The organism is Sphingomonas albertensis, from assembly GCF_014358075.1.
Classification (GTDB): domain Bacteria; phylum Pseudomonadota; class Alphaproteobacteria; order Sphingomonadales; family Sphingomonadaceae; genus Sphingomonas; species Sphingomonas albertensis.
Genome location: NZ_JACONT010000005.1, coordinates 1 through 21,927 on the forward strand (window position 1 = coordinate 1; position 21,927 = coordinate 21,927).

General features: G+C 65.3%; 25 protein-coding genes. 6 read left to right on the forward strand and 19 right to left on the reverse strand.

Annotated elements, in window-relative coordinates:
* Window positions 1–90 precede the first annotated feature (90 nt).
* The 13 genes from H8S47_RS03575 to H8S47_RS03635 form a co-directional block, all read right to left on the reverse strand.
* On the reverse strand, window positions 91–2,376 hold the full coding sequence (locus H8S47_RS03575; protein ID WP_187502560.1) for a DUF2460 domain-containing protein: 2,286 nt from the start codon (window positions 2,374–2,376) through the stop codon (window positions 91–93).
* 248 nt (window positions 2,377–2,624) lie between these two features.
* The gene (locus H8S47_RS03580) at window positions 2,625–3,173 is read right to left on the reverse strand and encodes a tail tape measure protein (protein ID WP_187502561.1); all 549 of its coding nucleotides are present in this window, start codon (window positions 3,171–3,173) and stop codon (window positions 2,625–2,627) included.
* Entirely contained in the window at window positions 3,166–3,357 is a 192-nt protein-coding gene (locus H8S47_RS03585; protein ID WP_187502562.1) for a phage tail assembly chaperone, read from the reverse strand. The genes H8S47_RS03580 and H8S47_RS03585 overlap by 8 nt, the downstream gene beginning before the upstream one ends.
* The gene (locus tag H8S47_RS03590; RefSeq protein ID WP_187502563.1) at window positions 3,354–3,668 is read right to left on the reverse strand and encodes a gene transfer agent family protein; all 315 of its coding nucleotides are present in this window, start codon (window positions 3,666–3,668) and stop codon (window positions 3,354–3,356) included. The genes H8S47_RS03585 and H8S47_RS03590 overlap by 4 nt, the downstream gene beginning before the upstream one ends.
* Before the next feature lie 169 nt (window positions 3,669–3,837).
* On the reverse strand, window positions 3,838–4,245 hold the full coding sequence (locus tag H8S47_RS03595) for a phage major tail protein, TP901-1 family (protein WP_187502564.1): 408 nt from the start codon (window positions 4,243–4,245) through the stop codon (window positions 3,838–3,840).
* A gap of 69 nt (window positions 4,246–4,314) precedes the next feature.
* Window positions 4,315–4,665 (reverse strand): DUF3168 domain-containing protein, encoded by a 351-nt coding sequence (locus H8S47_RS03600; protein WP_187502565.1) that lies wholly within the window; start codon window positions 4,663–4,665, stop codon window positions 4,315–4,317.
* A gap of 29 nt (window positions 4,666–4,694) precedes the next feature.
* A complete protein-coding gene (locus H8S47_RS03605; protein ID WP_187502566.1) occupies window positions 4,695–5,243 on the reverse strand; it encodes a head-tail connector protein in 549 nt (182 codons plus the stop codon).
* Between the two features lie 123 nt (window positions 5,244–5,366).
* Complete coding sequence (locus tag H8S47_RS03610) at window positions 5,367–6,368, reverse strand: phage major capsid protein (RefSeq protein ID WP_187502567.1); 1,002 nt, start codon at window positions 6,366–6,368, stop codon at window positions 5,367–5,369.
* 158 nt (window positions 6,369–6,526) lie between these two features.
* Window positions 6,527–6,961, reverse strand: coding sequence for an HK97 family phage prohead protease (locus H8S47_RS03615; protein ID WP_328805415.1), 435 nt, complete (start codon window positions 6,959–6,961; stop codon window positions 6,527–6,529).
* Window positions 6,949–7,254 (reverse strand): DUF6127 family protein, encoded by a 306-nt coding sequence (locus tag H8S47_RS03620; RefSeq protein ID WP_183129183.1) that lies wholly within the window; start codon window positions 7,252–7,254, stop codon window positions 6,949–6,951. Before H8S47_RS03620 ends, H8S47_RS03615 begins: the two co-directional genes overlap by 13 nt.
* Window positions 7,254–8,375: a phage portal protein gene (locus H8S47_RS03625; protein ID WP_187502568.1), complete on the reverse strand. Its 1,122-nt coding sequence runs from the start codon at window positions 8,373–8,375 to the stop codon at window positions 7,254–7,256. Before H8S47_RS03625 ends, H8S47_RS03620 begins: the two co-directional genes overlap by 1 nt.
* Window positions 8,376–8,547: 172 nt before the next feature.
* Entirely contained in the window at window positions 8,548–9,900 is a 1,353-nt protein-coding gene (locus H8S47_RS03630) for a DNA-packaging protein (RefSeq protein WP_398457655.1), read from the reverse strand.
* Window positions 9,897–10,682, reverse strand: coding sequence for a hypothetical protein (locus H8S47_RS03635; protein WP_187502569.1), 786 nt, complete (start codon window positions 10,680–10,682; stop codon window positions 9,897–9,899). The genes H8S47_RS03630 and H8S47_RS03635 overlap by 4 nt, the downstream gene beginning before the upstream one ends.
* Before the next feature lie 503 nt (window positions 10,683–11,185).
* On the opposite strand from H8S47_RS03635, the gene H8S47_RS03640 reads away from it, so the two are divergent.
* Together H8S47_RS03640 and H8S47_RS03645 are read left to right on the forward strand one after the other, a co-directional pair.
* Window positions 11,186–11,917, forward strand: coding sequence for a HipA family kinase (locus H8S47_RS03640; RefSeq protein ID WP_328805416.1), 732 nt, complete (start codon window positions 11,186–11,188; stop codon window positions 11,915–11,917).
* Entirely contained in the window at window positions 11,914–12,759 is an 846-nt protein-coding gene (locus H8S47_RS03645; RefSeq protein WP_187502571.1) for a DUF3037 domain-containing protein, read from the forward strand. Before H8S47_RS03640 ends, H8S47_RS03645 begins: the two co-directional genes overlap by 4 nt.
* 313 nt (window positions 12,760–13,072) lie before the next feature.
* On the opposite strand, the gene H8S47_RS03650 is transcribed toward H8S47_RS03645, so the two are convergent.
* Window positions 13,073–13,942, reverse strand: coding sequence for a 3-hydroxybutyryl-CoA dehydrogenase (locus H8S47_RS03650; protein ID WP_187502572.1), 870 nt, complete (start codon window positions 13,940–13,942; stop codon window positions 13,073–13,075).
* A 125-nt stretch (window positions 13,943–14,067) separates the two neighbouring features.
* Here H8S47_RS03650 and H8S47_RS03655 point away from each other — a divergent pair, with 125 nt between their 5' ends.
* A complete protein-coding gene (locus H8S47_RS03655; RefSeq protein WP_187502573.1) occupies window positions 14,068–15,180 on the forward strand; it encodes a DUF1176 domain-containing protein in 1,113 nt (370 codons plus the stop codon).
* A gap of 711 nt (window positions 15,181–15,891) precedes the next feature.
* On the opposite strand, the gene egtD is transcribed toward H8S47_RS03655, so the two are convergent.
* The 4 genes from egtD to H8S47_RS03675 all read right to left on the reverse strand — a co-directional run bounded on the left by egtD (window position 15,892) and on the right by H8S47_RS03675 (window position 19,214).
* Complete coding sequence (gene egtD / locus H8S47_RS03660) at window positions 15,892–16,869, reverse strand: L-histidine N(alpha)-methyltransferase (protein ID WP_187502574.1); 978 nt, start codon at window positions 16,867–16,869, stop codon at window positions 15,892–15,894.
* Window positions 16,869–18,152, reverse strand: a complete 1,284-nt coding sequence (egtB, locus tag H8S47_RS03665; RefSeq protein ID WP_187502575.1) for an ergothioneine biosynthesis protein EgtB — start codon at window positions 18,150–18,152, stop codon at window positions 16,869–16,871. Before egtB ends, egtD begins: the two co-directional genes overlap by 1 nt.
* Before the next feature lie 61 nt (window positions 18,153–18,213).
* Window positions 18,214–18,792 (reverse strand): cob(I)yrinic acid a,c-diamide adenosyltransferase, encoded by a 579-nt coding sequence (locus tag H8S47_RS03670; protein ID WP_187502576.1) that lies wholly within the window; start codon window positions 18,790–18,792, stop codon window positions 18,214–18,216.
* 191 nt (window positions 18,793–18,983) lie between these two features.
* Window positions 18,984–19,214 carry a twin transmembrane helix small protein gene (locus tag H8S47_RS03675; protein ID WP_056418893.1) on the reverse strand — a complete coding sequence of 77 codons (231 nt, stop codon included), beginning with the start codon at window positions 19,212–19,214 and terminating at the stop codon, window positions 18,984–18,986.
* Window positions 19,215–19,330: 116 nt separating this feature from the next.
* Between H8S47_RS03675 and H8S47_RS03680 the strand changes: the two genes are divergently transcribed.
* Window positions 19,331–19,681 (forward strand): DUF3147 family protein, encoded by a 351-nt coding sequence (locus tag H8S47_RS03680; protein ID WP_187502577.1) that lies wholly within the window; start codon window positions 19,331–19,333, stop codon window positions 19,679–19,681.
* A gap of 302 nt (window positions 19,682–19,983) precedes the next feature.
* Here the strand turns inward: H8S47_RS03680 and gluQRS are convergent, their stop codons facing one another.
* Complete coding sequence (gene gluQRS / locus H8S47_RS03685; protein WP_187502578.1) at window positions 19,984–20,832, reverse strand: tRNA glutamyl-Q(34) synthetase GluQRS; 849 nt, start codon at window positions 20,830–20,832, stop codon at window positions 19,984–19,986.
* 92 nt (window positions 20,833–20,924) lie between these two features.
* On the opposite strand from gluQRS, the gene H8S47_RS03690 reads away from it, so the two are divergent.
* Both H8S47_RS03690 and H8S47_RS03695 read left to right on the forward strand, forming a co-directional pair.
* On the forward strand, window positions 20,925–21,491 hold the full coding sequence (locus H8S47_RS03690) for an HNH endonuclease (RefSeq protein WP_187502579.1): 567 nt from the start codon (window positions 20,925–20,927) through the stop codon (window positions 21,489–21,491).
* A 26-nt stretch (window positions 21,492–21,517) separates the two neighbouring features.
* Window positions 21,518–21,892, forward strand: coding sequence for an EF-hand domain-containing protein (locus H8S47_RS03695; RefSeq protein WP_187502580.1), 375 nt, complete (start codon window positions 21,518–21,520; stop codon window positions 21,890–21,892).
* Window positions 21,893–21,927: the final 35 nt, after the last annotated feature.

Consider the following 21,927-nt stretch of genomic DNA (forward strand, 5'->3'; position numbering starts at 1 on the left):
GTGAGGCTCAGGACCAGAATCCCAACCACCCCTCACCCTCCCGTCGCCAAGAGGCTCCTCCCTCCCTCTCCCCGACGGGGAGAGGGAAAATCACGCCTCCCGCACCTCGACCAAAGGCACACTCGCCGCCACCCCAGCCAGAAACGTAGCCCGCGCCACGCTCAACCGATCCTCGGCAAACCGAACCGGCACATCGAACGCAAACCCCGCCGTCACCAAAGCCCCGAGAGCAGGCGCCACATCCAGCACCACCCACCCCCCAGCCTCCACGAAGAACGCCGAAGTCCCAACGCCATCCACCGCAACAGAAACGCTCCCCCCAACCGGCCGGGTAATCCGCCGCTCCATCGCCCCGTACGACTTCACCAGAGCAAACCGCCGAGCCACCCCGTCGCCAACCCCGACGACCTCGCCCACCGCGTCGAAATCGAAAGGATCCCGCAACCGAAACCCCCGCGCCGCCCCCATCCGCGCCCGAAAGAACGCGAGCAGCACCCCGATATCCGCCTCGCTCCGAAGCCCCGGCCCGACATCATACGACGTCCGCGCCTCCGCCCACGCCGCATTCCGAGCCTCCCGCCCCCCCGAACTCGTCAGGATCGCGGTCGAGAACCCCGGCGCCACCTCGGCCTCACGCCCCAGCGCCAACGGAAACAGCACGTCATCGAACGCGTCCACGGCATCCTCCTGTTCGGTATCGAAATGCACGAACCCATCCCGCATCACCTGAGGCAGCGCCCAGAGGAAGGTCTCCGCCACCCCCCGCCCCCGAGCCACCTCCGCCGCCGCCTCGATCAGCCCCCACTGCACCGCCTGGTCAGGCCCCAAATCTGGCTGGAGCACGAACCCCGAAAGATAATGCTGCCTCTCGACCGGATACCCCAGCCGCGCGAACGCCACCGCCACGCCCTCCGCGGACGACGCGGAATCCCCCGCCGTCACCCAGTCGTAATCCTCCAGCTGCAACACATCGAACGCAGGACTGGCCCACCCCACCGGCATGTTCGCCCGCTTCGCCTCGGGCGCCGCCGCATCCAGAACAGTCGGCAGATACGTCAGCAGATGCGTCACGCACCCCGGCGCCTCGGCCTTCGCCGCCGCCACCAGCGCAGCCGTCGATGCGGCGAGGCACACCCCCGCTGCATCCAAAGTCGCGATCCGCGCGGCATTCTTGACCCCCAGGATGCTACCGATCGCCACCGGAGCGAACGCCGCCACCGCGCTCGGATCATAGATGCACGGCCGCCCATCCGGCATGATCCACCACCAGGGTTCGCCGACCTGAAACTTCGCCGCCAACCCCGCCGCCACCGCGATCCCCAGGAAAGCCCGCGCCACCGCCTGCAGATACTCCATCGCCCCGCCATGCGCCGGCGACAGCAACGTAGACGGCGGCTCCCACCCGGTCAGCGCCGGCGACCCATCGGCGGCGCGCTGTTTCCAGTCGCCCCAGCAATGCGCATCGAACAGCTCGTAACTCAGCGACCAGATCACGTCGAAGCCGAGAGCGTTCGCCCGCACCGCAAAATCCCGATGCCACGCCGCGCACGCCGCATTCAGCACGCCCCCGGCCAGCGACACGTAAAACCCGCTCCCAGCCGCCTCGAGCCGGAAATAATGGCTCATCCCCACATAGTGCGTCATGCTCCCGCGATACCCGAGATGCAGCGCATTCCGCAGCAACCGCGCCGGCGTCAGGTTGTAGCTATCGTCATACCCCCCAGCGATCCGCACCCCGTGCTCCGGCACGACGGCGTCACCGATTGCCAGCACCGACCCCGGCCCCTCGCAGACCAGATCGGTCCACTCGACCCACCCCTCGCGCGGCGCAGCCAAGGCCACGTCCGCCCCCGAATACTCAGGCGGCACCACCGACACGAACATCCGGTCGATATCCCCCGCCCACACCGGATCGCTATCCTCGGGCAGTTCGAACCCGCCAACCATCGCCGCGAAATCGAGCGAGACCACCGCATCCTCCGGCGTCCCCACCACAAAATTCCACAACCGCACATACCAGGACCGAGCGACCCCCGCCGCATCCCGCCCCTCGATCGTGAGTGTCGGGCCATTGATCGCGTCCAGCGCCATCACCCCCGAAGACCGCCACCGAAACCGCAGCCGACAGTCCCGAAAATCCCGCGAAGTCTCATATTTGAGCAACGGATGGTCGAACCGATCGACCGCCTCCCAGATCAATCCCGCGAGATCGTCGGCCTTATAGAAAACCGCATCCACCCGCAGCGAAGCGGGACCGGTGGTCACTACGGACGCCATCATCGGCCGAGGAAAATCCACCGTCCAAAACCGAGGATCGAACCGCGAGACCAGCCCCTCGACCTGCACAGTCCGCCCCGAGCAAAGCCAATGCGCCATAAGATCCTCCTAATTCCCTCGCCCCTACGGGGAGAGGGAGGGGCCCGCGCGCCCTTGCGCGTGGGAGGGAGAGGGGCGTGAGGCACGGAACGCTCGCCCCCACCTCTTCGTCATCCCCGCGGAGGCGGGGACCCATAAACTCGAACGCCAGCGATCATTGCCGTCGGCCAGCCAGTATGGCTTCCCGCCTGCGCGGGAATGACGGATCGGAGGACGGCTATCCGCCGCAGCCCTACTCCGCTGCCGCCTCACTCCACCGCGAGCGCCGCCTTCACCGCCCGCGCCACCTGCCGCCCAGACTGCGCCAACACCCCCGCAGCACTCCCCCCGGCAGCATTCACCGTAATCGCCACCCGAACCTCACGCACGCCCCCCGGCGCACCCGTCTCGACCCGCCCGCTGGAGGTAGGCACGAAGACCTCCGCCCCCCGCTCCCCCACGACATACGCCCGCCCCGGCGACACCGGCCCACCAGTCGCCCGCCCAGGCAACCCGCCAACCAGCCCCGCCAGCGCCCCACTCAAACCCCCGCCACCCAACACAGACTGCACCCCAGCCTTCAAAGCCGCCGAAGCAATCGCATCCAGCGCCGACAGAGCGACCCCCTTCAGCTCCTCGAACCCGAGCTTCCCCGACCGCACCGCGCGCAACAGCCCCGCCTCGACCCGCAGCGAAGCCCGCTCCGCCCCGCTCCCCAGCACGCTTTCCAGTTCCTCCCGCATCGACGCGACATCGCGCGCAAACCCGGTCGTCCCCACCCGCACGCTCAGCAGCGCCGGCTCCAGATCGTCATCCATCAGGAAAAGCCCCCCTCAACCGCGCGATCGTCGAAGCATCCGGCGGCGTTTGCACGTCGCCCACCAAAGCCCCCACGACCCCCGCCAATTCCGCCGGCGTAGCCCGCCAGAACACCTCCGGCGCCCACCCCAACACCGCCCCCGCGAACCCGGCGAGCCGCGCCGCGCTATCGGAAAACGTCACTTCCCCGCCAGGATCTGCCGCAACAGCACCCGCAACACCGGCGTCACCGCCGCCAGCCCCGCCTCGACGACAGCCTCCCCCAACCGCTCCCGAGTAACCCCCTCAGGGCACTCGCGCAGGCAATGCCAGAACAGCCCCACCATCTCCCCAATCCCAAGCTTCCCCTCCGCCGCGCGTTCGACCAGCGCAAACAAAGGCCCCAACTCCCCCTCAGCCGCGACCAAAGCCGCAAAGCTGGGCCGCAAAACAAGAGTCTCCCCCCCGACCCGAAGAGCACCCTCCCCCCGAACCGAATTCGCCAGATCCGTCATAAGATATCTCCAAAATTCCCTCGCCCCTCCGGGGAGAGGGAGGGGCCCGCGCGCCCTTGCGCGTGGGAGGGAGAGGGGAGTGAGGCACGGAACACCCGCCCCAAAGCCCCTCACCCTCCCGTCGCGAGAGCTCCTCCTTCCCTCTCCCCGAAGGGGCGAGGGAAAGCCGCTACCCCACCACCACCGCACCAGAAATCTCCAGACTAAGCGTATAAGATCGCTCCCCATTGAAATCCCCGGCATAGTCCAGCCGAGACACCAGGAACTTCCCCGTCATCGTATCCCCGCCCTCGAACGCCAGCCGATAATCATCCAGCACCCCGGTCAGTGCGCTAGCCTTCACCCGCAACTCCGCCACCGAGCCGGTAAAGACGCCAGCCCCCGACACCGAAACGCTCCGAACCCCAGCCCCCGACAGCAACTGCCGCCACCCCCCAGAGTCCTTGGTGGTGACAACGATAGCCTCGCCATTCACCGACATCTGCGTCGTCCGCAGCCCGGCGACCGTGGCGTAAACCACCGGCGCCGCCCCGTTCCCCACCTTCAGCAGGAACGCACTCCCCTTCTCCACCGCCATGTCGATCTCCCCCAAAGACGTTTCCCCGCGAAGGCGGGAACCTGCACCGCGTCTTCGCGGCGCAAAATCTCAACTCTCCCGGTACATCCGCACCAGAAACTCCGACGTCCCCCGCCACCGATCCCCGACCCGCAGCACCCGAGACCGAACCAGCGCCAGCCGAACCACCCGCCACCCCTCGCCAAGATCAGGCGGCAGCGCCTCCAGCCCCTCCTCGGCAGCAGCCAGCAAGGAACGCACCCGAACCGGCCGCTCCCCTCCATCGAACAGCGTCAGCAGAACGCGCCCCTCCCGCCCGACCCAGGTCTTCGTGCTCCAGTCCGACAACACCGGCTCGTCGACCACCGCATAAGGCAGCCCACCCCGCACCGGCGGCGCATCGAACACGCTCACATCCAGCACCGCGTTCAGCCGAGCCACGATCGCCGCCTGCAAGACCACCCGCCCACTCACGAATGCACCTCGAGGCCCAACCGCATCCGCCGATAAGGCCGCCACAAAGCCGCCACCGCCGCCGGCGGCGCGACATCGCTCTCCCGATGGTCAAAGAGGTGCGCCACCAGCATCGCCACCCCCTGCGCGATCGGCGCCGGCACCGCCTCGAAAGTCAAAGCCAGCCCAGCCGAGTACGCCACGGCCACCCGCCCAGCCGATCCCGCGGCAAGAACCCGAACCCACCCGAACCCATCCGCATCGATATCGACCGCATACGCCCCGACAGCCAACACGAACGGCGCCCCCTCGCCAGGCAACCCGGTCAGTCCGGAAATCACGGTAACCGGCGCGACCAACAACCGCTGCCACCCCGCCGCGCTGGTCACCACATCCTCGAACGGCCGCCCGATCACCGCCGCCCCCAGGAAAGCCTCCCCCAGCAGCAAAGCCGTCTGCGCCAACCGCGCCAACACGACATCCTCCCCCGTCTCCACCCGCAACAAAGCCCTAGCCGCGACGACCACCTCAGCGATCACCCCGGCAGAAATCGCCGACCCACCCATGGAATTTCTCCTATTTCCCTCGCCCCTCCGGGGAGAGGGAGGGGCCCGCGCGCCCTTGCGCGTGGGAGGGAGAGGGGAGTTGGGACGAGCAACCCCCGCCCCAAACCCCTCCTCCCCCGTCGATCAAGCCACCGAGAACTTCATCAGCTTGATAGCCTCGGAGTTCGTCACGCACCCACCGACCCGCTTGGTCGCGTAGAAGTTCACGAAAGGCTTGTTCGAATACGGATCGCGCAGGATGCCCGTCTCGGTCCGCTCGGCGATGATGTACCCCGCGCGGAAGTTCCCGAACGCGATCGCCAGCGCATTCGCCGCGATATCCGGCATGTCCTCGGCCTCCACCACCGGATACCCGAGCAGCGTCGCCGGCTGCCCCGCCGCCAGGCTCGGCGCCCACACGAACGCGCCATCCGTCGTCTTGAACTTCCGGATCCGCGCCAGAGTCGCCGCATTCATGACGAAGCTCGCGCCCTGCCGATAAGGCCCCCGCAGAGACTGGACGAGATCGATCAACCGCTCCTGCGGACTCGCCGAAAAGTCCCCCGCCGTCCCGCTCGCCAGATACTGCAAGGTCCCGAAAGCCCGAACGCCATCCGCAGTCGCCGCGGTAGCCGAAGTCAGAAACCCCTTCGGCCGCGACACGCCCGACCCGGACACGAAAGCCGCCCCCTCGGCCTTCGCAAACTCCATCGCGATCTCGCCCGCCAGCCATTCCTCGGCATCGAACGCGGCATCGTCGAGCATCGCCTGGCTAGCCGAAGGATTGGCATACAGCTCCCCCGTAGGCGGCGCGATCTCGACGAACACCGGCGAAGCCGTCTCTGGCCGAGCCGCATTCTCCGCCGCCCACCCGGACGGCGTCCCCCCCGTCGTGACGAGCTTCCGATACCCAGCCGAGCCAACTTTCACCACATTGGCAATCGACCGGATCGGCGACACCGCCTTCAGCAGCGTATCGATCTGAGCATCGATCTCCCGCGGCACCGCAAAGCCGCCAGAGTCCCCCGTAACCCCCGTAAACGCCTTCATCTCCAGCGTGGCGCCAGTCCGAACGAACCCCGCAAACGCCGCACTCACCCCAAGAGGCGCCGCCCCCTCCAGAACCGGCCGGTCAACAACACTCATGTCCATCTCCTCGCATGAAACGAAAAAAGGCGCCCCGCAGGACGCCTCATGAAACTCACCGAAAACCCTCGCCCCTACGGGGAGAGGGAGGGGCCCGCGCGCGCTTGCGCGTGGGAGGGAGAGGGGCGTGAGGCATGCAACACCCGCCCCAAAGCCCCTCACCCTTCCGTCGCAAGAGCTCCTCCCTCCCTCTCCCCGTCAGGGAGAGGGAGGATCTCAACCCGAGCCAAGCTCTGCATCGGAACCGCCACCAAACTAACCTCCACCAACTCCACGGAAAGCAACTCCCGCCGCACCCCCTGCCGCACAGACAAAGCCCGATAGCCAACAGACAACCCAGCCACCGCCCCACCCCGCACCAACCGAGCCAGCGCCAGATCCTCCACCACCCCCTCGACCCGCAACCCCCGCGCGTCCTCCACAACGACGGACAGAGACCCGACCGCCCCCCCACGATGCTGCCATAACAAAGGCACCACGCCCGCGCCTTGGAACGCCCCCCGCCGCACCACATCCCCCGCCCGATCGACGACATCGAACACCGCCGCATACCCGGCAAACGCCACCGTCCCGACGCCCGTCACTTCAACCACGCGGCAAACCCCAGCTTAACCGCCAGCCCGGCCAACATCAGCGCCATCGCCAGCCGAGCGATCCACCCCACCACCGCCTTCCAAACCGACCGCTTCGCATCCCGCCACGCCGCCAACAGCTCGCGCAACTCCGCCACATCCTCCCGAGCCCGCTCGTCGCTCAAAGCCACCCGCGCCAAGGCCCGAGCCGCCCCCAGCTCCCCAGCCTCCTCCACGATCGCCCGCAGAGTCACGAGGTCGACGCCCCGCTCAGCCCCCTGCCGCATCAACTGCGCCAAAACCGCCCCATCCATCAGACCACCTCCGATATGTCCAAGAGCGCCCGCTTCTCCGCATCGCTAAGAAACGAAGCCCCACTCACCATCCCCCAAAGCCGCTCCCGATCCTCGACCAGTGCCGGCACCCGATCGAGATCGACGGAAATCGCCGCCCCCTCGAACCACCCGGCCAACCCCTGAGCGATTCCCGTCAAAATCGAAGACGCCAACGGCAGCACCCCCAGCCGCCAAAGCGCCCGGTTAGCCTCGCGGTAGTTCGCATAGGAATTATCCCCCGGCAGCCCGAGCAGCATCGGCGGCACCCCGAACGCCAGCGCGATCTCCCGCGCCGCCGCCGCCTTCGTCCCCACGAAATCCATATCCGCCGGCGACAGACTCAACGCCTGCCACCTGAGGCCCCCCTCCAGCAGCATCGGCCGCCCGGCATTCCCCGCCCCCGAGAACGACGCCTCCAGCTCCCCCCGCAACCGCTCGAACTGCTCGGTCGACAGCGTCGCGCCATCCTTCGGATCGTACATCAACGCCCCCGAAGGCCGCGCCGCGTTATCCAGCAAAGCCTTGTTCCACCGCGCCGCCGCATTGTGGATCGCCACCGCGCTCGACGCCGCCCCCAGGCACCCCAGCCCATAATGGTCATCCACCGGATTGAAGCTCTTCAGGTGGATCACCTCGGGCCGAACCGGATCCGCATGCAGCCGCGTAACCCGCTCCCCGACGCGGTACCGATACGCCGCCGGCCACCCGCTGGCATCCGCCTCCACCGCAACCCGCTCTGGCCGAAGCGCAAACAACTCCGCCGCGCCCCCATCGACGTCGCGCAGCACCTGCACATACGCATTCCCATGCAACAGCATCTGCGCCGCCACCGTCTCGACCAGCGACTGCCCCCCGGACCGCGCGGTAACGAGCGCCACCAAAGCCGGATCAGACCCAAGCAAAGGCGCCGACCCAACGCACTCCACCACCAGCTTCACCGCCCGCTGAACGATCGCATTCCCCAGATACCCCGCCCGCACCTGCGCCTCGTAGGAGTACGGCACATCCCCAAAAGCCCCCTGAAACCCCGGCGCGCTCAGCGCACGCGACAACACCGGCCGCGACTCATCGCGCCCGGATTTCCACCCGAACAATTTCATCGATGATCTCCTGTAAATTCCCTCGCCCCTCCGGGGAGAGGGAGGGGCCCGCGCGCCCTTGCGCGTGGGAGGGAGAGGGGAGTGAGGCTAGGAACGCCAGCCCCAACCACCCCTCACCCTCCCGTCGCAAGTGCTCCTCCTTCCCTCTCCCCGACGGGGAGAGGGCCACCCCCTACAAAACCCGCACCGAAACCCGCGCCCGCGGCCCCAGCATCACCTCCGTCATCGCCCAAACCAGCGCATCAGCCCGATCCGGCGACCGCCCCGGCCCCTCATACCCCCCGCCGGCAATCAACCCGCAAAGCTCATCCTCCAGATCCGGAAACGCCCCCACATGCCAGGCCCGCCCGCTTTCATACAAAGCCACCACCGGCTCCGCCCGCGCCACCTTCCCCAGCGACGCATGCACCAGCTTCACCGGCATCGCCCGATCAGCACCGGAAAGGACACTCCCGACCATCTTCCCCCCCTGGTTAGCCTCCGCGATCACCCGATCCGCCCCATGCCGCTCGGCGCACTCGGCCACCGCCCGAGCCCACCCCTCCGGACTGGCCCCGGAAACGCTGGCGTCCTCCAACACATAGGCAAACCCATCGACCCCCAGCGCAACGACCACGATCCCGCAAGCATCCCCCGGCCCCCCGGAAACGCTGCCAGCGGGAGGATCAACCCCCACCACGACCCGCGTCACCGCCGGCGCAAACGCCACCCGCCGAGACTCCACCAACGCCCGAGTCCACAAAGCCCCCGCGACATCCTCGATCAGCTCGCCATCGAGCTCCTGCCGTCCCAACCGCGTCCCCGCATAGGTCGCGGTCACCGCCTCGACGAAACTCACCGGCAGATGCACGTTATCGGCAGTCCGCCCCTGCGACCGCACCACCCCCGGCAACGCCAGTATCCGCCGCAGCAAAGCCACCGGCCGAGGCGTCGTCGTCACCACGATCCGCGGCAGATCGCCCAGCCGCAGCCCCATCATCAGATTGTCCCAAGTCGCCTTCCCGTTGCGCCACTTGGCGACCTCGTCGCACCACGCCGCCTGATGCTCCGGCCCCCGCAAAGCCTCGGGCGCCTCCGCCGAATAGGCGAACGCCAAGGCCCCGTTCGCAAACCGCAGCTCGCCCGAGCCCGCCCGCCACACCGGATCCTCGTCATCGCGCGCGACGGCGAGCAGCCCGCTCTTCCCCTCGATCATCACCCGCCGCACGTCCTCGACGGTCGCCCCGACCAGCGCGATGCGGGCGCCAGGATTGTCCCGCGCCACCTGACTGACCCACTCCGCCCCGGCGCGCGTCTTCCCGAACCCGCGCCCCGCCAAAATCACCCAGATTCGCCAGTCGTCGCGCAGGTCGGCCCCCGCCCCGAGATGCTGCCCCGGATGCGCCCACACCTCCCACCGATCATGCAGTTCCCGGCGCTGCGCCGTGGTCAGCATGCCCAACACCCAATCCGCGCGCGTCCGCGGCAACATCGCCAGCTCCGCCACCGGATCGCGCACCGGAGCCTCCTCCTCGTCCGCACTCATTCCGAAGGAGTTCCGGCCACGACATCCTGCCCGATCCCGCCATGCTCGATAGCGCCCTGCTCGATCGCCCCCTGTTCGATCGACACTTGCTCGACGACCTTGCCCCCGACCCGCTTGAACTCCTTCGCCGCGATCCGCCGCGCCAGCGCATCGAGCTGTTTGATCAGCGCCGCATCGGTCTCCTCGGCCGAAGCCCGAGCCTTGCGCCCCCGCCCGCCGGCCACGCCCGCAACCCGGTCCGCATTCCGCGCCAGCAACCGCAGCGCCAGGTCGACACTCGTTATGGTCGGCGTACCACCCAGCGACCCCACGATCACGCCATCGCGACCTCCCGCATCAGCGCCAGCCTCGGGCCCGGCACCGGGAACAACCGCATCCCCGCCCCCGTCCGCCGCCCGAGCCGCCGCTTCCGCCCGCCGCCGCTCCGCTCCGAAGCCCTCGGTCTTCGCCTCGCCGCACGTCGCCGCCCGCGCTTGTTCGATCCCCGCCTCGATCGCGGGCGCCGGGTCGATCCCCTCCAGCGCCAGTGCCATCAGCGCCTGTTCGAGCCGCCCATAGCCCTCCGCCAGCGCCTCCTGCCACTGCGCCGCAAACACCGGATCGTGTCGCCGCACATAATAGGCGCCGCAATCCGTCATCCCCATCGCCGCCGCCGAAGCCCGCACGTTGCACGTCGCACTCAGCATCGCGAAAAACCCCTCACGTCGCGCCTTGGTCCACCCATCCTTGCGCACCGCGGCGCACTGCACGACCCGATTATCCGCCGCCACCAACCGCACCATCCCCGCTCTCCCGATAGGACGCCAGAACGCGAAAAGGCCGGCGACACCCGAGGCTCCCACCCCGACCGTCCCGGCCTCTCTCCCCCCGAGCCACCAGCCCGACCCGCAATTCTTCAGCGTTCCTGTTATGTACCAAACGAGCGTAACGATGTCAAGCAGATTAACCGATATGGTTCGGTCAGACTAGCAGGTCGCTTACATTTACCTAGAGTAATAGCGGTGAACATCGCGAGCCGGCTTCTTAAAGAGGATCGGTCGCTTCCTTGAAGCGACAGCCCAGCTCACCGCTTTGACGATATGCGTTGAGTGAGTATGCTCCCGTCGTGAAACGGGCTCTAAATAACATTAACGATTCTCCTTGAAACGATGAAATGACCCGAGAAAATCGATATCGGAATTATGCTCAGCGGTCGGCAATGGCATGAACGCCATCCAGTTCGGCTCCGACGTATTCCTGACTTCTACGTTTGGAGGCCACAGTTAGTGGATGGGACTGATAACTAATGGGCGCCCGAGATCGATTGCAGGTTGTGGAGATAATTCGGCCTATAAAGAGCGGGTTCACGCAGCCCTACCAGTGCAGACTTGAAGATGACCAAATCTATGCGGTCAAAGGTCGTAGAGCTTTAGCTGAGGGTTTGCTGTCGGAAGTGTGCGCTGCATCGCTCGGCCAAGCGATGGGCCTACCGATTCCCGACTTTGTAATCGCTGAGATTCCTGCAGCCCTTATCAAGGTTTCCACCGACGCCGAGGTTTCTCACTCTTTGGGTGTGGGCACGGGCTTCGCTTCGCATTGGCAGAACGCTTGCGAACCGTTAACCCCCACGATGCGTGATAGGCAAAGCCCGGAATTTCTTGCGACGCTCTATGCGTTCGATCACTGGATTGCCAACGGCGATCGATCGCTAGGCGATGAAGACGGCAACCCTAATCTGCTGTATAATTTGAGTGACAAAAAACTTGTTGTGTTCGATCATAATTTGGCCTTCAGCAAAGGCTATAGCGCCGCTGAACTCGCTGTGCATGCGGGTAGGCGGAGCTGGCAGGCGATTGGCAAAAGCGGCGGTTTCATACCAAGGCTTTTAGGTAAAATGGTAACAGCACGACTCGCACTTAATGCGTTGGTAAGTGACTTGCCCTATGAATGGGTGGAGGACCGTCCGAGCTTTTTAGTCACGGCTGCCGCCATGTTGGATAGGTGCGATACACCTGAATTTTGGGCTGAACTCGGATGAGCGCGATCTATCAATATTCCATCATCCGCTTTTTGCCTTTCGCGGATTTGGGCGAGTTTGCAAACATTGGCATCGTCGCTCTAGATAGCCAAAACAAAATACTTGAGTTTCGGCTTGCTCGCTCGAGATTTCGGCGACTTCGTGAGTTTTTTGGAGAGGATGCCTACCGCGCCTATGGTGCGGCCATTGAACATTTACGTTTGGAATTGGCATCTTTTACTATGAGCGGCGGATTCTGGGCGAACTGGAATCCTGAACGAGCATTTTCTCATCTGACACGCAAACATGAGTCTTCCATTATTTTCAGCGAGGTCCGAACCCTGCTGTCCAAGGATCATATAGGCGATGTCGTCGATATGCTTTTTACCAGGCTAATTGAACGACAGCGCCAAGAGGCTCATGATTTAGATCTTATCAAAGATATTCGGCATGAACTCGTAGCTAACGGCATTAAGGGTTTTCGCGCGATTCGCGTGGTAGATGATGTCGTTCCTGTGACTTTCCCGCTTGCCCATAGGAACGGCAAGCTGAACGCTATTCAACCTATGGTATTTACACAAAAGACTCCCTTGGCTGTGTTTGATCACGGCGCAATGTGGAAGCGACGCCTTATGTATCTTCTAGACCAAGGAAAGATTGAGGATAAGTCTATTCTTTTGGCTGTAGATCCTCCAGTAGCAGATGCAAGCAGGTCACTTCAGAGCGCCTACACGGAAGCAATGAACGAGATAAAGTCACTTCCTTTCGAAGCAGTTACTGCTGAGATAGGAGGTCGAATTAATCATAGAATTATTGAGTTTGCCGAGGCTGCAGCCCCACCTCGGCATTCTTTCTTCAATTGACGCAGAGGGCTCGTTTATCAAGCGAGCCCTCTGCTATTCAATTTGGTGCCAGAATGCGTAGCCGCCCATACAGGACTAGCGGACGTTTAGGTGCCACTCATATGAAGGGCGCCTTCCAACGTCGCGACTCATTGTCGGAATGGTCGAGTTCAGGGCGCTTAGCTGCCGATCACCAAGCCGAACGAAAGGCAGACTACGGCCCCGCCCGCCCAAATCACTAACCACTGAAGCTACTGCACATCATGGCGTAGCGAACCCGACCGACTGCGGAACCAACCGCAGCCGCTCCCACCGAAACGACTGCGTCACCCCCTCACCGCGTAGGCACAGGCTCCGCCCCCGAATAATCGTAAAACCCGCGGCCCGTCTTCCGTCCAAACCACCCGGCCTCGACATACTTCACCAGCACCGGCGCCGGCCGGAACTTCGGATCGCCCGTCCCCTCGAACAGAACCCGCGTGATCTCCAGGCACGTATCCAGCCCGATGAAGTCCGCCAGCGTCAGCGGCCCCATCGGATGGTTCAGCCCGAGTTGGCACGCGAGGTCGATGTCGCGCACGCTCGCCACGCCCTCGCCCAGCGCGAAGCACGCCTCGTTGATCATCGGCATCAGCACGCGGTTGACGATGAAGCCCGGCGCGTCGTTCGCATGCACCACCTGCTTGCCGAGCTTTTCCGCAAACGCCTCGACCGCCGCCACCGTCGCGTCCGACGTCGCCAGCCCCCGGATCAGCTCGATCGGCCGCATCACCGGCACCGGATTGAAGAAATGCACCCCCATGAACCGCGCCGGATCGGGCGCCGCCTGCGCCAGCCGCGTGATCGGGATCGACGAGGTGTTCGACGCCAGGATCGCATCCGGCCCCAGCACCTTGCCGACCTCCGCGAAGATCTGACGCTTCACCGCCTCGCGCTCGGTCGCCGCCTCGACCACGATCGCACAGTCGCCCATCTCCGCCACACTCGCGACCGGCTCGATCAGCGCCAGCGCCGCATCGCGCGCCTCACCCGCGATCTTCTCCTTCTCGACCAGCCGGCCGAGCGCCTTGGCGATCCCCGCCTTGCCCTTGCTCGCCGCCTCCAGCGACACGTCGGCCAGCAGCACACGGTACCCCGCCTGCGCCGAAACCTGCGCGATCCCCGCGCCCATCTGGCCTGCACCAATCACACCGATCGTCTGCACATCTCTCTCCTAAAATCGTTGCCCCTCCCTAGCCGCTTTTCCCCGCGCTGCCAGCGCGCTAGGCTGCAAACATGCTGAGCAAACCGATCTTTTCCGCCCTCGCGCCCCTCCTAGCGCCCCTCGTCATGCTCCCGCTGACGACGGCCTGTTCGCCAAGCCAGCCCACGCCGCAGCCCAAGGCCGACTCCGCGCCCCAGGCCAGCACCGAGCCCGCCCCCGTCGTCCCGACAGCACCGCAGCCGACCCCCACGACCGACACGCACGCGCCACCCAAGCCCGGCGCCACGAAGACCTTCACCGACTGGACCGTAGGCTGCGACAACGGCTTACGCTGCACGCTCGGCTCGCTCCTCCCCGACGCGAGCATCGGCGAGGACACGATCACCCTCAACCTGACCCGAGAGCCCGGCCCGGTCGCGAACGGCGGCGGCAAGGTCTCCCTGGCGATCGAAACCCGCAACGACCAGGTCGCCACCAAGCGCCCGCCCGCCAGCTTCATCGTGGACGGCAAGCCCATCGCCCTGCGTGACGCCGCCGCCCTCGCCGCCGCGATCGCCAACGCCCAGTCGCTGAAGATCCTCGACGCGAACGGTGCCACGCTGGCCACCGTCTCGCTAAAGGGCGCCGCCGCCGCGCTCCGCTACATCGACGCGCAACAGGGTCGCGCGGGCACCACCAACGCGATCGTCGCCAAAGGCCCCGACCCCGCCCGCGCGCCGACCCCAGCCCTCCCCGTCATCGCCGCAGTCGCGCCATCGGGCAGCGCCGCAAAACTCACCGCCGCGCAGGTCGCGACGATGCGCAAACGCGGCTCCTGCGATCTCGGTGGCTTCCCCGATGGCGCCGACCCGACCCAGTTCGCTCCCGAAGTCCACGCGCTGGGCGGCGGCAAGTCGCTCGCCATCCTCCCCTGCTCGACCGGCGCGTACAATCTGATCGGCGCGCTCTTCATCATCGACGGCGCCACGATCACCCCGGCCCAGACCGACGCCCCCTCCGGCTTCGAGGAAACCGGCGCCGACTCTGGCACGCAGGCAAAGACCGTCGTGAACGGCGCGTTCAAGAACGGCATCCTGACCAGCTACGCCAAGGGCCGCGGCCTCGGCGACTGCGGCGTGATCCAGAGCTTCGTCTGGGACGGCACCCGCCTGCGCCTGTCCGAACAATCCGAAATGGGCGAATGCCGCGGCAACATCGACTACATCACGACATGGCGCGCGAAGGTCGTGCGCAAATAAGCTACCCATCAGGGCAGGGTCGGGCTCGCGCATATCCAACAGTAGTTAGATGGCTAATTTGGGAAGGAGAGCGGACCATTTTGCGCGTCAGCGCAGAGCAGCCGAGGCGTTTGGTCGCGGGCCGCTCGCGGGGTTCGGGTGGTGGGTCGATACGTCTATAAACACAAGGGCCGCGTTCATGGCTATAGCCAGAAGCGGGGTAAACTTTGCAATCTTCGCGCTAGAGATCGAACAAGGATCACGCGGGACATCGATCAGAGTTCCACACGCTTTCTTGTAATGCTCCAAGTATTGAACTACTCGTCGGAGCAAAAAAAACTGCAATAAAAGGAAGAAACAGGCAGCGCATATTACACAATAACTTAGTATTTCCCTATTTGCGGCAGTGCTCTGGTGGACCGCAAACCATCCCGACACTGCGGCAAGTTCTATTATGCTCGTTTTGTTTTCGAGGGACCAAAGTTGATCACTTTGATAAATCAGAAGGTCAAGATATGCACGCGGCGGGTGATCCGTAGATGAGGCTCCCATCGGCGTCTCTGGGTCACTAAGGCGAGACCTTCTAGCCCTGGTAACGAACCGCCACATGCCTGCGAGCTTATGCTGTTCGCGGCCGCGAATGCAAGCACGCTACGCTCCTCACCCGTCAGTCGCAGAACTTCGAATGTCCGAGATTGGGCGATACCAGCATTAAGCCGACCGCGCCCCGGCTCAGGGCGCCGGCCGCTCCACCTGAGCCTCGGCCAGATACACCCCGAACAGTCCCTCAGGATCGGTCCACGCCGCCACCGGCGTCCACCCCCCCGACCGCAACAGGATCCGCGCATCCCGCTCGCCATATTTATGCGAGTTTTCCGTGTGGATCGTCTCACCCGCAGACATTTCGAACGACCGCCCGTCCACGCTAAACGCAACGTCGCGCGTCGCCTCAAGATGCATCTCGACCCGCGCACGATCGTCGTTCCACACCGCCTTGTGCCGGAACGCCTCGACCGGAATATCGCCGCCCAGCTCCCGATTGATTCGCTCGAGCAAATTCAGGTTGAACGCCGCCGTCACGCCCTGCGCATCGTCATACGCCGGCACCAGCACGTCCTCGCTCTTGATGCGGTCCATGCCGATCAACAGCATCGCGCCGACGCCGAGCGACGCCCGCATCGCGCGCAGCAGGTCGACCGCCATCAACGGGATCATGTTGCCGATCGTCGATCCCGGAAAGAACCCCAGCTTCGGCGTATCCGTGATCGTCTTCGGTAGGCTCAACGGCCGCATGAAGTCGGCCTCGAACGGCAGCACCAGCAGGTCGGGGAACTGCTCGCCCAGCACCATCGACGATTCCCGCAGGAAATCGCCCGAGATATCGATCGGCACATACACCGACGGCGCGACCGCATCGAGCAGGATCGGCGTCTTGGTCGACGAGCCGGAGCCGAACTCGACCACCGCACGGCCCTCGCCGGCTAACCTGGCGACCTCGAGACACACGGTCTCTAGGATCGAGCGCTCGGTCCGCGTCGGGTAGTATTCGGGCAGGTCGGTGATCTTCTCGAACAGTTCCGAGCCGCGCCGGTCATAGAACCACCGGGCCGGGATCGCCCGTGGCACCCGCGCGAGCCCGTCCAGCACATCGGCGCGGAATTGCGGGTCGGCGAGCGTCTGCTGGCCGTCCTCGATCTCAGGCTTCAACATCAGATATCTTTCGCGAGGCGCACGCCGGTGAACTGCCACCGTTGGTGCGGATAGAAGAAATTGCGGTAGCTCGCGCGCACGTGACCGCGCGGCGTCGCGCAGCTGCCGCCGCGCAGGATGAACTGCGAACTCATGAACTTGCCGTTATATTCGCCGACCGCGCCGTCGACCTTTGCGAACTTCGGATAGGGACGATATGCGCTGCCGGTCCATTCCCAGACATCGCCGAAGAACGCCGGACCGCCCGGCGAAGGCCGCGGTTCGACCGGACCCGCGACGTCCATCTGGTTGCCACCGGAGGCGTCGTGCGAAGCCGCGGCCGCCTCCCATTCGAACTCGGTCGGCAATCGCGCCCCGGCCCAGCTCGCATACGCATCTGCCTCGAAGAAGCTGACATGCGTCACCGGCGCGGCCGGATCGATCGCGCGGCGGCCATCGAGCCCGAACCGGGTCCAGCCGCTCCCAGACTCGCCATCGCGCTCTTCCCAATACAGCGGTGCGACGATCCCTTCCGCCTTCACCCACGCCCAGCCATCGGCCAGCCAGTGCCGGGCATCGCGGTAACCGCCATCGGCGATGAATACGGCCCATTCGCCATTGGTCACGGTCCGGTCGGCGATCGCGTGCGGCGACAGCAACGCAGCATGACGCGGCCCCTCGCAATCGAACGAGAACCCTTCGCCGTCATGGCCGATCTCCACGATCTCGCTCCCACGCTCGATCCATCCGATCGGACCCGGCATCGCCACCGGAATTTTGCGCGCCGCCGGCCACATCGCCGGCTCGAGCGGATTCTCCGAAAACATGTGGAGGATATCGGTCACCAGCAATTCCTGGTGCTGCTCCTCATGATGGCAACCGAGTGCCACCAGCGCCTGCGCATCCTCGGACAAGGTCGGCAGCGCGTCGAGCAGCGCCGCATCGACATGCGCGCGATACGCCCGCACCTCGTCGAGCGACGGCCGCGTCACCATCCCGCGGCGGTCGCGCGCATGGCGACGCCCCTCGGCCTCGTAATAGCTGTTGAACAGGAACGGGAACCGCTCGTCGTGCAGCGCATAGCCTGCGACATGATCGCGCAGGACGAACGTTTCGAAGAACCACGTCGTATGCGCCATGTGCCATTTGGTCGGCGACGCATCGGCCATCGACTGCACCGTCGCATCGGCATCCGAGAGGGGAGCGGCGAGTGCGAGCGTCAGATCTCGAACCGCGGCAAACCGCTCGGCTAGATGAGAGGTCTCCGGCGCCGTGGCGCGATCGGGACGGACGGGACTCGGCATCGATCTCTCCTCAGTTCTACGTCGACCGATGCGACGTTGGAACGCAAGCGACGATACGCGCCTAGTCGCGCGTAGCCCCCGGTCGCCATAGAACGTCGCCGGCCCCGTTTTGGTTCACCGCCCGCGACGCCACGAACAGGAAATCCGATAACCGGTTAACATACGCTAATGCGGCCGGATTAAGCCGCTGCGTCTCGCTCGCGCCGACCGCGGATCGCTCCGCCCGCCGGCTGATCGCCCGCGCCAGATGCAACGCGGCAGCCTCCGCCGAGCCACCCGGCAGGATGAAACTCCGCAACGGGGAGAGGTGCGCGTTCATCGCGTCGATCTCACGCTCCAGCCGCTCGACCTGCGAGGGCACGATCCGCAACACCATTTCCGACGGCGTGAAATCGTCCGCGCCGGCGGGTGTGGCCAGGTCCGCGCCGAGATCGAACAGGTCGTTCTGGATCCGGGTTAGCGCCGCCGCCATCGGCTGATCGCCAAGCGCGATCACCGCGAGGCCGATCGCCGAGTTCGCCTCGTCGACATCGCCGATCGCCTGCATCAGCGCGCTCGACTTCGACACGCGCGATCCGTCGACGAGACCGGTCGTGCCGTCGTCGCCGGTCCGCGTATAGATCTTGTTCAGCTTGACCATGAATGTTCCAGATTGAAGCGCATCAACGCCCAGTCGCCGTGCCAATAACCCCGCCCCAGCGACCACACTCCGTCACCCCAGCGAAAGCTGGGGTATCCCTCGTGGCTCGCGACATCCGCCAAACGGTGAGATCCCAGCATCCGCTGGGACGGAGCAAGTTGCAGGCAGAATAGCGCCAAGTGCAAAGCCGCTTAAGTCCGCCCCGCCGCGAACAGGATGACGACCACGATCAGGATCGCCAGCGCCTGGAAGAAGATACGCTGCTGCATCATCCGATTCGATTTCAGCGACGCGGCACTCGGCCCGTTCCCATCGCGGACCTGCGCGCTGCCCTCCTGCAGGAACGACACGACGCCCCGCACCAGAGCCACGACGGTCGCGATCATCGCCGCGATCAGGAGGATGACGAGGAATGTGTTCATGATCCGAATGTAAGCGCGCACCGGCGGGGTAGCAATGGCGTACCCGAAGCCGGAAAATGACCCATGTTGCCGATAAGCAATGTTGCGGACTGCCGCGTGGGTAGCGCACATGGCGCATGCTCTATCTCGCCCTGAAGGCCCTGATTTCCGGTATCCTGATTGCCGCCGCTTCGGAACTCGCGAAGCGCTATCCCGGTTTCGGTGCGCTCGTGGCGTCGCTGCCGTTGGTTTCGGTGCTCGGCATGATCTGGCTCTGGCACGACAAACCCGATCCGCGGACGATGGCCGCGCACGCCGGCGCGACCTTCTGGTACGTGCTGCCGTCGCTGCCGATGTTCCTGCTGATCCCCGCGCTGTTGCGACACGGTGTACCCTTCTGGGTGTCGCTGGTGGCGGGGTGCATACTGACGATCGCATTGTACGCAGCAATGACCTGGGCCGCACCGAGACTGGGGATCGAGCTATAGCGGCGCGCACCTCCTCGAGCAGCGCCACCACCCAGCAGAAATACCACCCCGGCGAAGGCCGGGGCCCAGTTGGGAAACGTTGCTAACTGAGGGACGCGCCTCGTTACCACGACCTTTCCAACTGGGCCCCGGCCTTCGCCGGGGTGGTGGCATTTTACAGGCGTCACACCTCCTCGCTGTTTCCCCGCGAAGGCGGGACCCAGACTGGGCTCCCGCCTTCGGGAGAACAAGGAAGTGCAGATCGCCAGCCGTTATAAGGCCACCGTGACGGGAGGACAGTCGCACCACCTTAGCTCAGGTCCTCACCAAGAAGTCGCGAGCCGATCCCCACCCCGCACCCGAGCCGCCAGTGTCGCCCCATCCTCCCCACCCTCACGCATCTCCGCCAGCGACAATGCCCCGTCCCGCTTCGCCAACCGCCGCCCCGCCGCATCCACCACCAGCGGATGATGATGGTACGAAGGCACCGGCAACCCCAGCAAAGCCTGCAACACCCGGTGCACGTCCGTCGCCGCGAACAGGTCCACCCCGCGCACCACATCGGTTACCCCCTGCGCGGCATCGTCCAGCGTCACCGCCAGATGATAGCTCGCCGGCGCATCCTTGCGCGCCAGCACCACATCCCCCTGCGCCAGAGGATCGGCCACCACCGCCCCGGCAATCGCATCATGCCACGCCAGCGCGCCGGTAATCGCCACCGCCTTCGCCATATCGAGCCGCCAGCAATGCGCCAGATGCGCGCGTGCGGTCACCTCCTCGACAGTCAGATCCCGGCAGATTCCTGGATAGACCGGCGCAGCATCCCCCTGCGGTGCGGACGCACTCGCCGCGATCTCCGCCCGCGTACAGAAACACGGATAGACCAGCCCGCGCGCCTTCAACGTCTCCAGCGCAGCCTGATATTTCGCCAGCCGCTCCGACTGGAACACGAGCAAATCCCACCGCAACCCGAGCCACGCCAGATCCTCCAAGATCCCCGCGACGAACTCGGGCCGGCTCCGCGTCCCGTCGATATCCTCGATCCGCAGCACGAACCGCCCGCCGCGCTCCCGCGCATAGTCATGCGCGCGGATCGCCGATGCCGCGTGGCCCAGGTGCAACCGTCCGGTCGGGCTCGGCGCGAACCGTGTAATAACCGTCTCGCCGCTCACCGCGCTTGACCTGACGATACGCGCCGTGCTGTCATGTCCTTGTCATCGCTGTCGTCCATAGGGCGGCCAGCGAAGCCTGAGTGGGAGGAGCCGTGTTTCACCCCGACCTGATACGCCACCCGGATGGTTGTCCGGCGCTCGTGCTGAATGCCGATTATACGCCGCTTTCCTACTATCCGCTCAGCGTCTGGCCGTGGCAAACTGCGGTCAAGGCTGTCTTCCTCGATCGTGTCGACATCGTCGCCACCTATGAACGCGAAGTCCGCAGCGCCAATTTCGCGCTGAAACTGCCCTCGGTGATCGCGCTGAAGCAGTTCGTCCGACCGTCGCAATTTCCCGCCTTCACACGCTTCAACCTGTTCCTGCGCGACAAGTTCACCTGCCAATATTGCGGCAAGCTGCGCGATCTCACCTTCGACCATGTCGTGCCGCGCGCGCAAGGCGGTCGTACCACCTGGGAGAACGTCGTCACCGCCTGCTCGCCCTGCAACCTCAAGAAAGGCGGGCGCACGCCGAAACAGGCGGCGATGCCGCTCCACCTCGAGCCGATCCGCCCGACCAACTGGCACTTGCAGGAACACGGCCGCAGCTTTCCGCCCAACTACCTGCACGACACATGGCACGACTGGCTGTATTGGGACGTTGAACTGGAAGCGTAACGGCTTTCGAGACGACGGGAGATTCTATGCAGGTGAAACTGGTGGCGGCGCTCGCCGCGACGGGACTTTTCATGTCCGCGTGCGGCGACAAGGACGAGCAGCGCGCACAGGCCGACGCCAACGCGGTCGGCTTCGTACCCCCCTCGGTAACGTCGCGCCTAGATTTCGGCGCCAGCATGGAACGCCGTTTCCGCACGCTCGACCGCAACGCCGACGACCGCATAACCAAGGACGAACTCCCCGCGCCGAACGCGCGCATCAAGGCGTTCGACCGCAACAATGACGGTATTATCACCGCGATCGAGTGGAGCGAAGGCACGCTCGCCTGGTTCGATCGGATGGACCTCAACCGAGACGGCACGGTGACGTCCGAAGAACGCGCGGAGTCGCGGAAGCGCTGAGCCCAAACACCCGTCACCCCAGCGAAAGCTGGGGT

Excerpts from the sequence above, each read along its gene's own strand:
- H8S47_RS03680 (WP_187502577.1), top strand. The coding sequence starts at position 19,331 with ATGCTCTATCTCGCCCTGAAGGCCCTGATTTCCGGTATCCTGATTGCC.
- egtB (WP_187502575.1), bottom strand. The coding sequence starts at position 18,152 with ATGCCGAGTCCCGTCCGTCCCGATCGCGCCACGGCGCCGGAGACCTCT.
- H8S47_RS03575 (WP_187502560.1), bottom strand. The coding sequence starts at position 2,376 with ATGGCGCATTGGCTTTGCTCGGGGCGGACTGTGCAGGTCGAGGGGCTG.
- H8S47_RS03625 (WP_187502568.1), bottom strand. The coding sequence starts at position 8,375 with ATGAAATTGTTCGGGTGGAAATCCGGGCGCGATGAGTCGCGGCCGGTG.
- egtD (WP_187502574.1), bottom strand. The coding sequence starts at position 16,869 with ATGTTGAAGCCTGAGATCGAGGACGGCCAGCAGACGCTCGCCGACCCG.
- H8S47_RS03590 (WP_187502563.1), bottom strand. The coding sequence starts at position 3,668 with ATGACGGATCTGGCGAATTCGGTTCGGGGGGAGGGTGCTCTTCGGGTC.
- H8S47_RS03695 (WP_187502580.1), top strand. The coding sequence starts at position 21,518 with ATGCAGGTGAAACTGGTGGCGGCGCTCGCCGCGACGGGACTTTTCATG.
- H8S47_RS03595 (WP_187502564.1), bottom strand. The coding sequence starts at position 4,245 with ATGGCGGTGGAGAAGGGGAGTGCGTTCCTGCTGAAGGTGGGGAACGGG.
- H8S47_RS03610 (WP_187502567.1), bottom strand. The coding sequence starts at position 6,368 with ATGAGTGTTGTTGACCGGCCGGTTCTGGAGGGGGCGGCGCCTCTTGGG.
- H8S47_RS03630 (WP_398457655.1), bottom strand. The coding sequence starts at position 9,900 with ATGAGTGCGGACGAGGAGGAGGCTCCGGTGCGCGATCCGGTGGCGGAG.
- H8S47_RS03640 (WP_328805416.1), top strand. The coding sequence starts at position 11,186 with ATGGGCGCCCGAGATCGATTGCAGGTTGTGGAGATAATTCGGCCTATA.
- H8S47_RS03580 (WP_187502561.1), bottom strand. The coding sequence starts at position 3,173 with ATGGATGACGATCTGGAGCCGGCGCTGCTGAGCGTGCGGGTGGGGACG.
- H8S47_RS03655 (WP_187502573.1), top strand. The coding sequence starts at position 14,068 with ATGCTCCCGCTGACGACGGCCTGTTCGCCAAGCCAGCCCACGCCGCAG.
- H8S47_RS03620 (WP_183129183.1), bottom strand. The coding sequence starts at position 7,254 with ATGGATGGGGCGGTTTTGGCGCAGTTGATGCGGCAGGGGGCTGAGCGG.
- H8S47_RS03605 (WP_187502566.1), bottom strand. The coding sequence starts at position 5,243 with ATGGGTGGGTCGGCGATTTCTGCCGGGGTGATCGCTGAGGTGGTCGTC.
- H8S47_RS03675 (WP_056418893.1), bottom strand. The coding sequence starts at position 19,214 with ATGAACACATTCCTCGTCATCCTCCTGATCGCGGCGATGATCGCGACC.
- H8S47_RS03635 (WP_187502569.1), bottom strand. The coding sequence starts at position 10,682 with ATGGTGCGGTTGGTGGCGGCGGATAATCGGGTCGTGCAGTGCGCCGCG.
- H8S47_RS03645 (WP_187502571.1), top strand. The coding sequence starts at position 11,914 with ATGAGCGCGATCTATCAATATTCCATCATCCGCTTTTTGCCTTTCGCG.
- H8S47_RS03670 (WP_187502576.1), bottom strand. The coding sequence starts at position 18,792 with ATGGTCAAGCTGAACAAGATCTATACGCGGACCGGCGACGACGGCACG.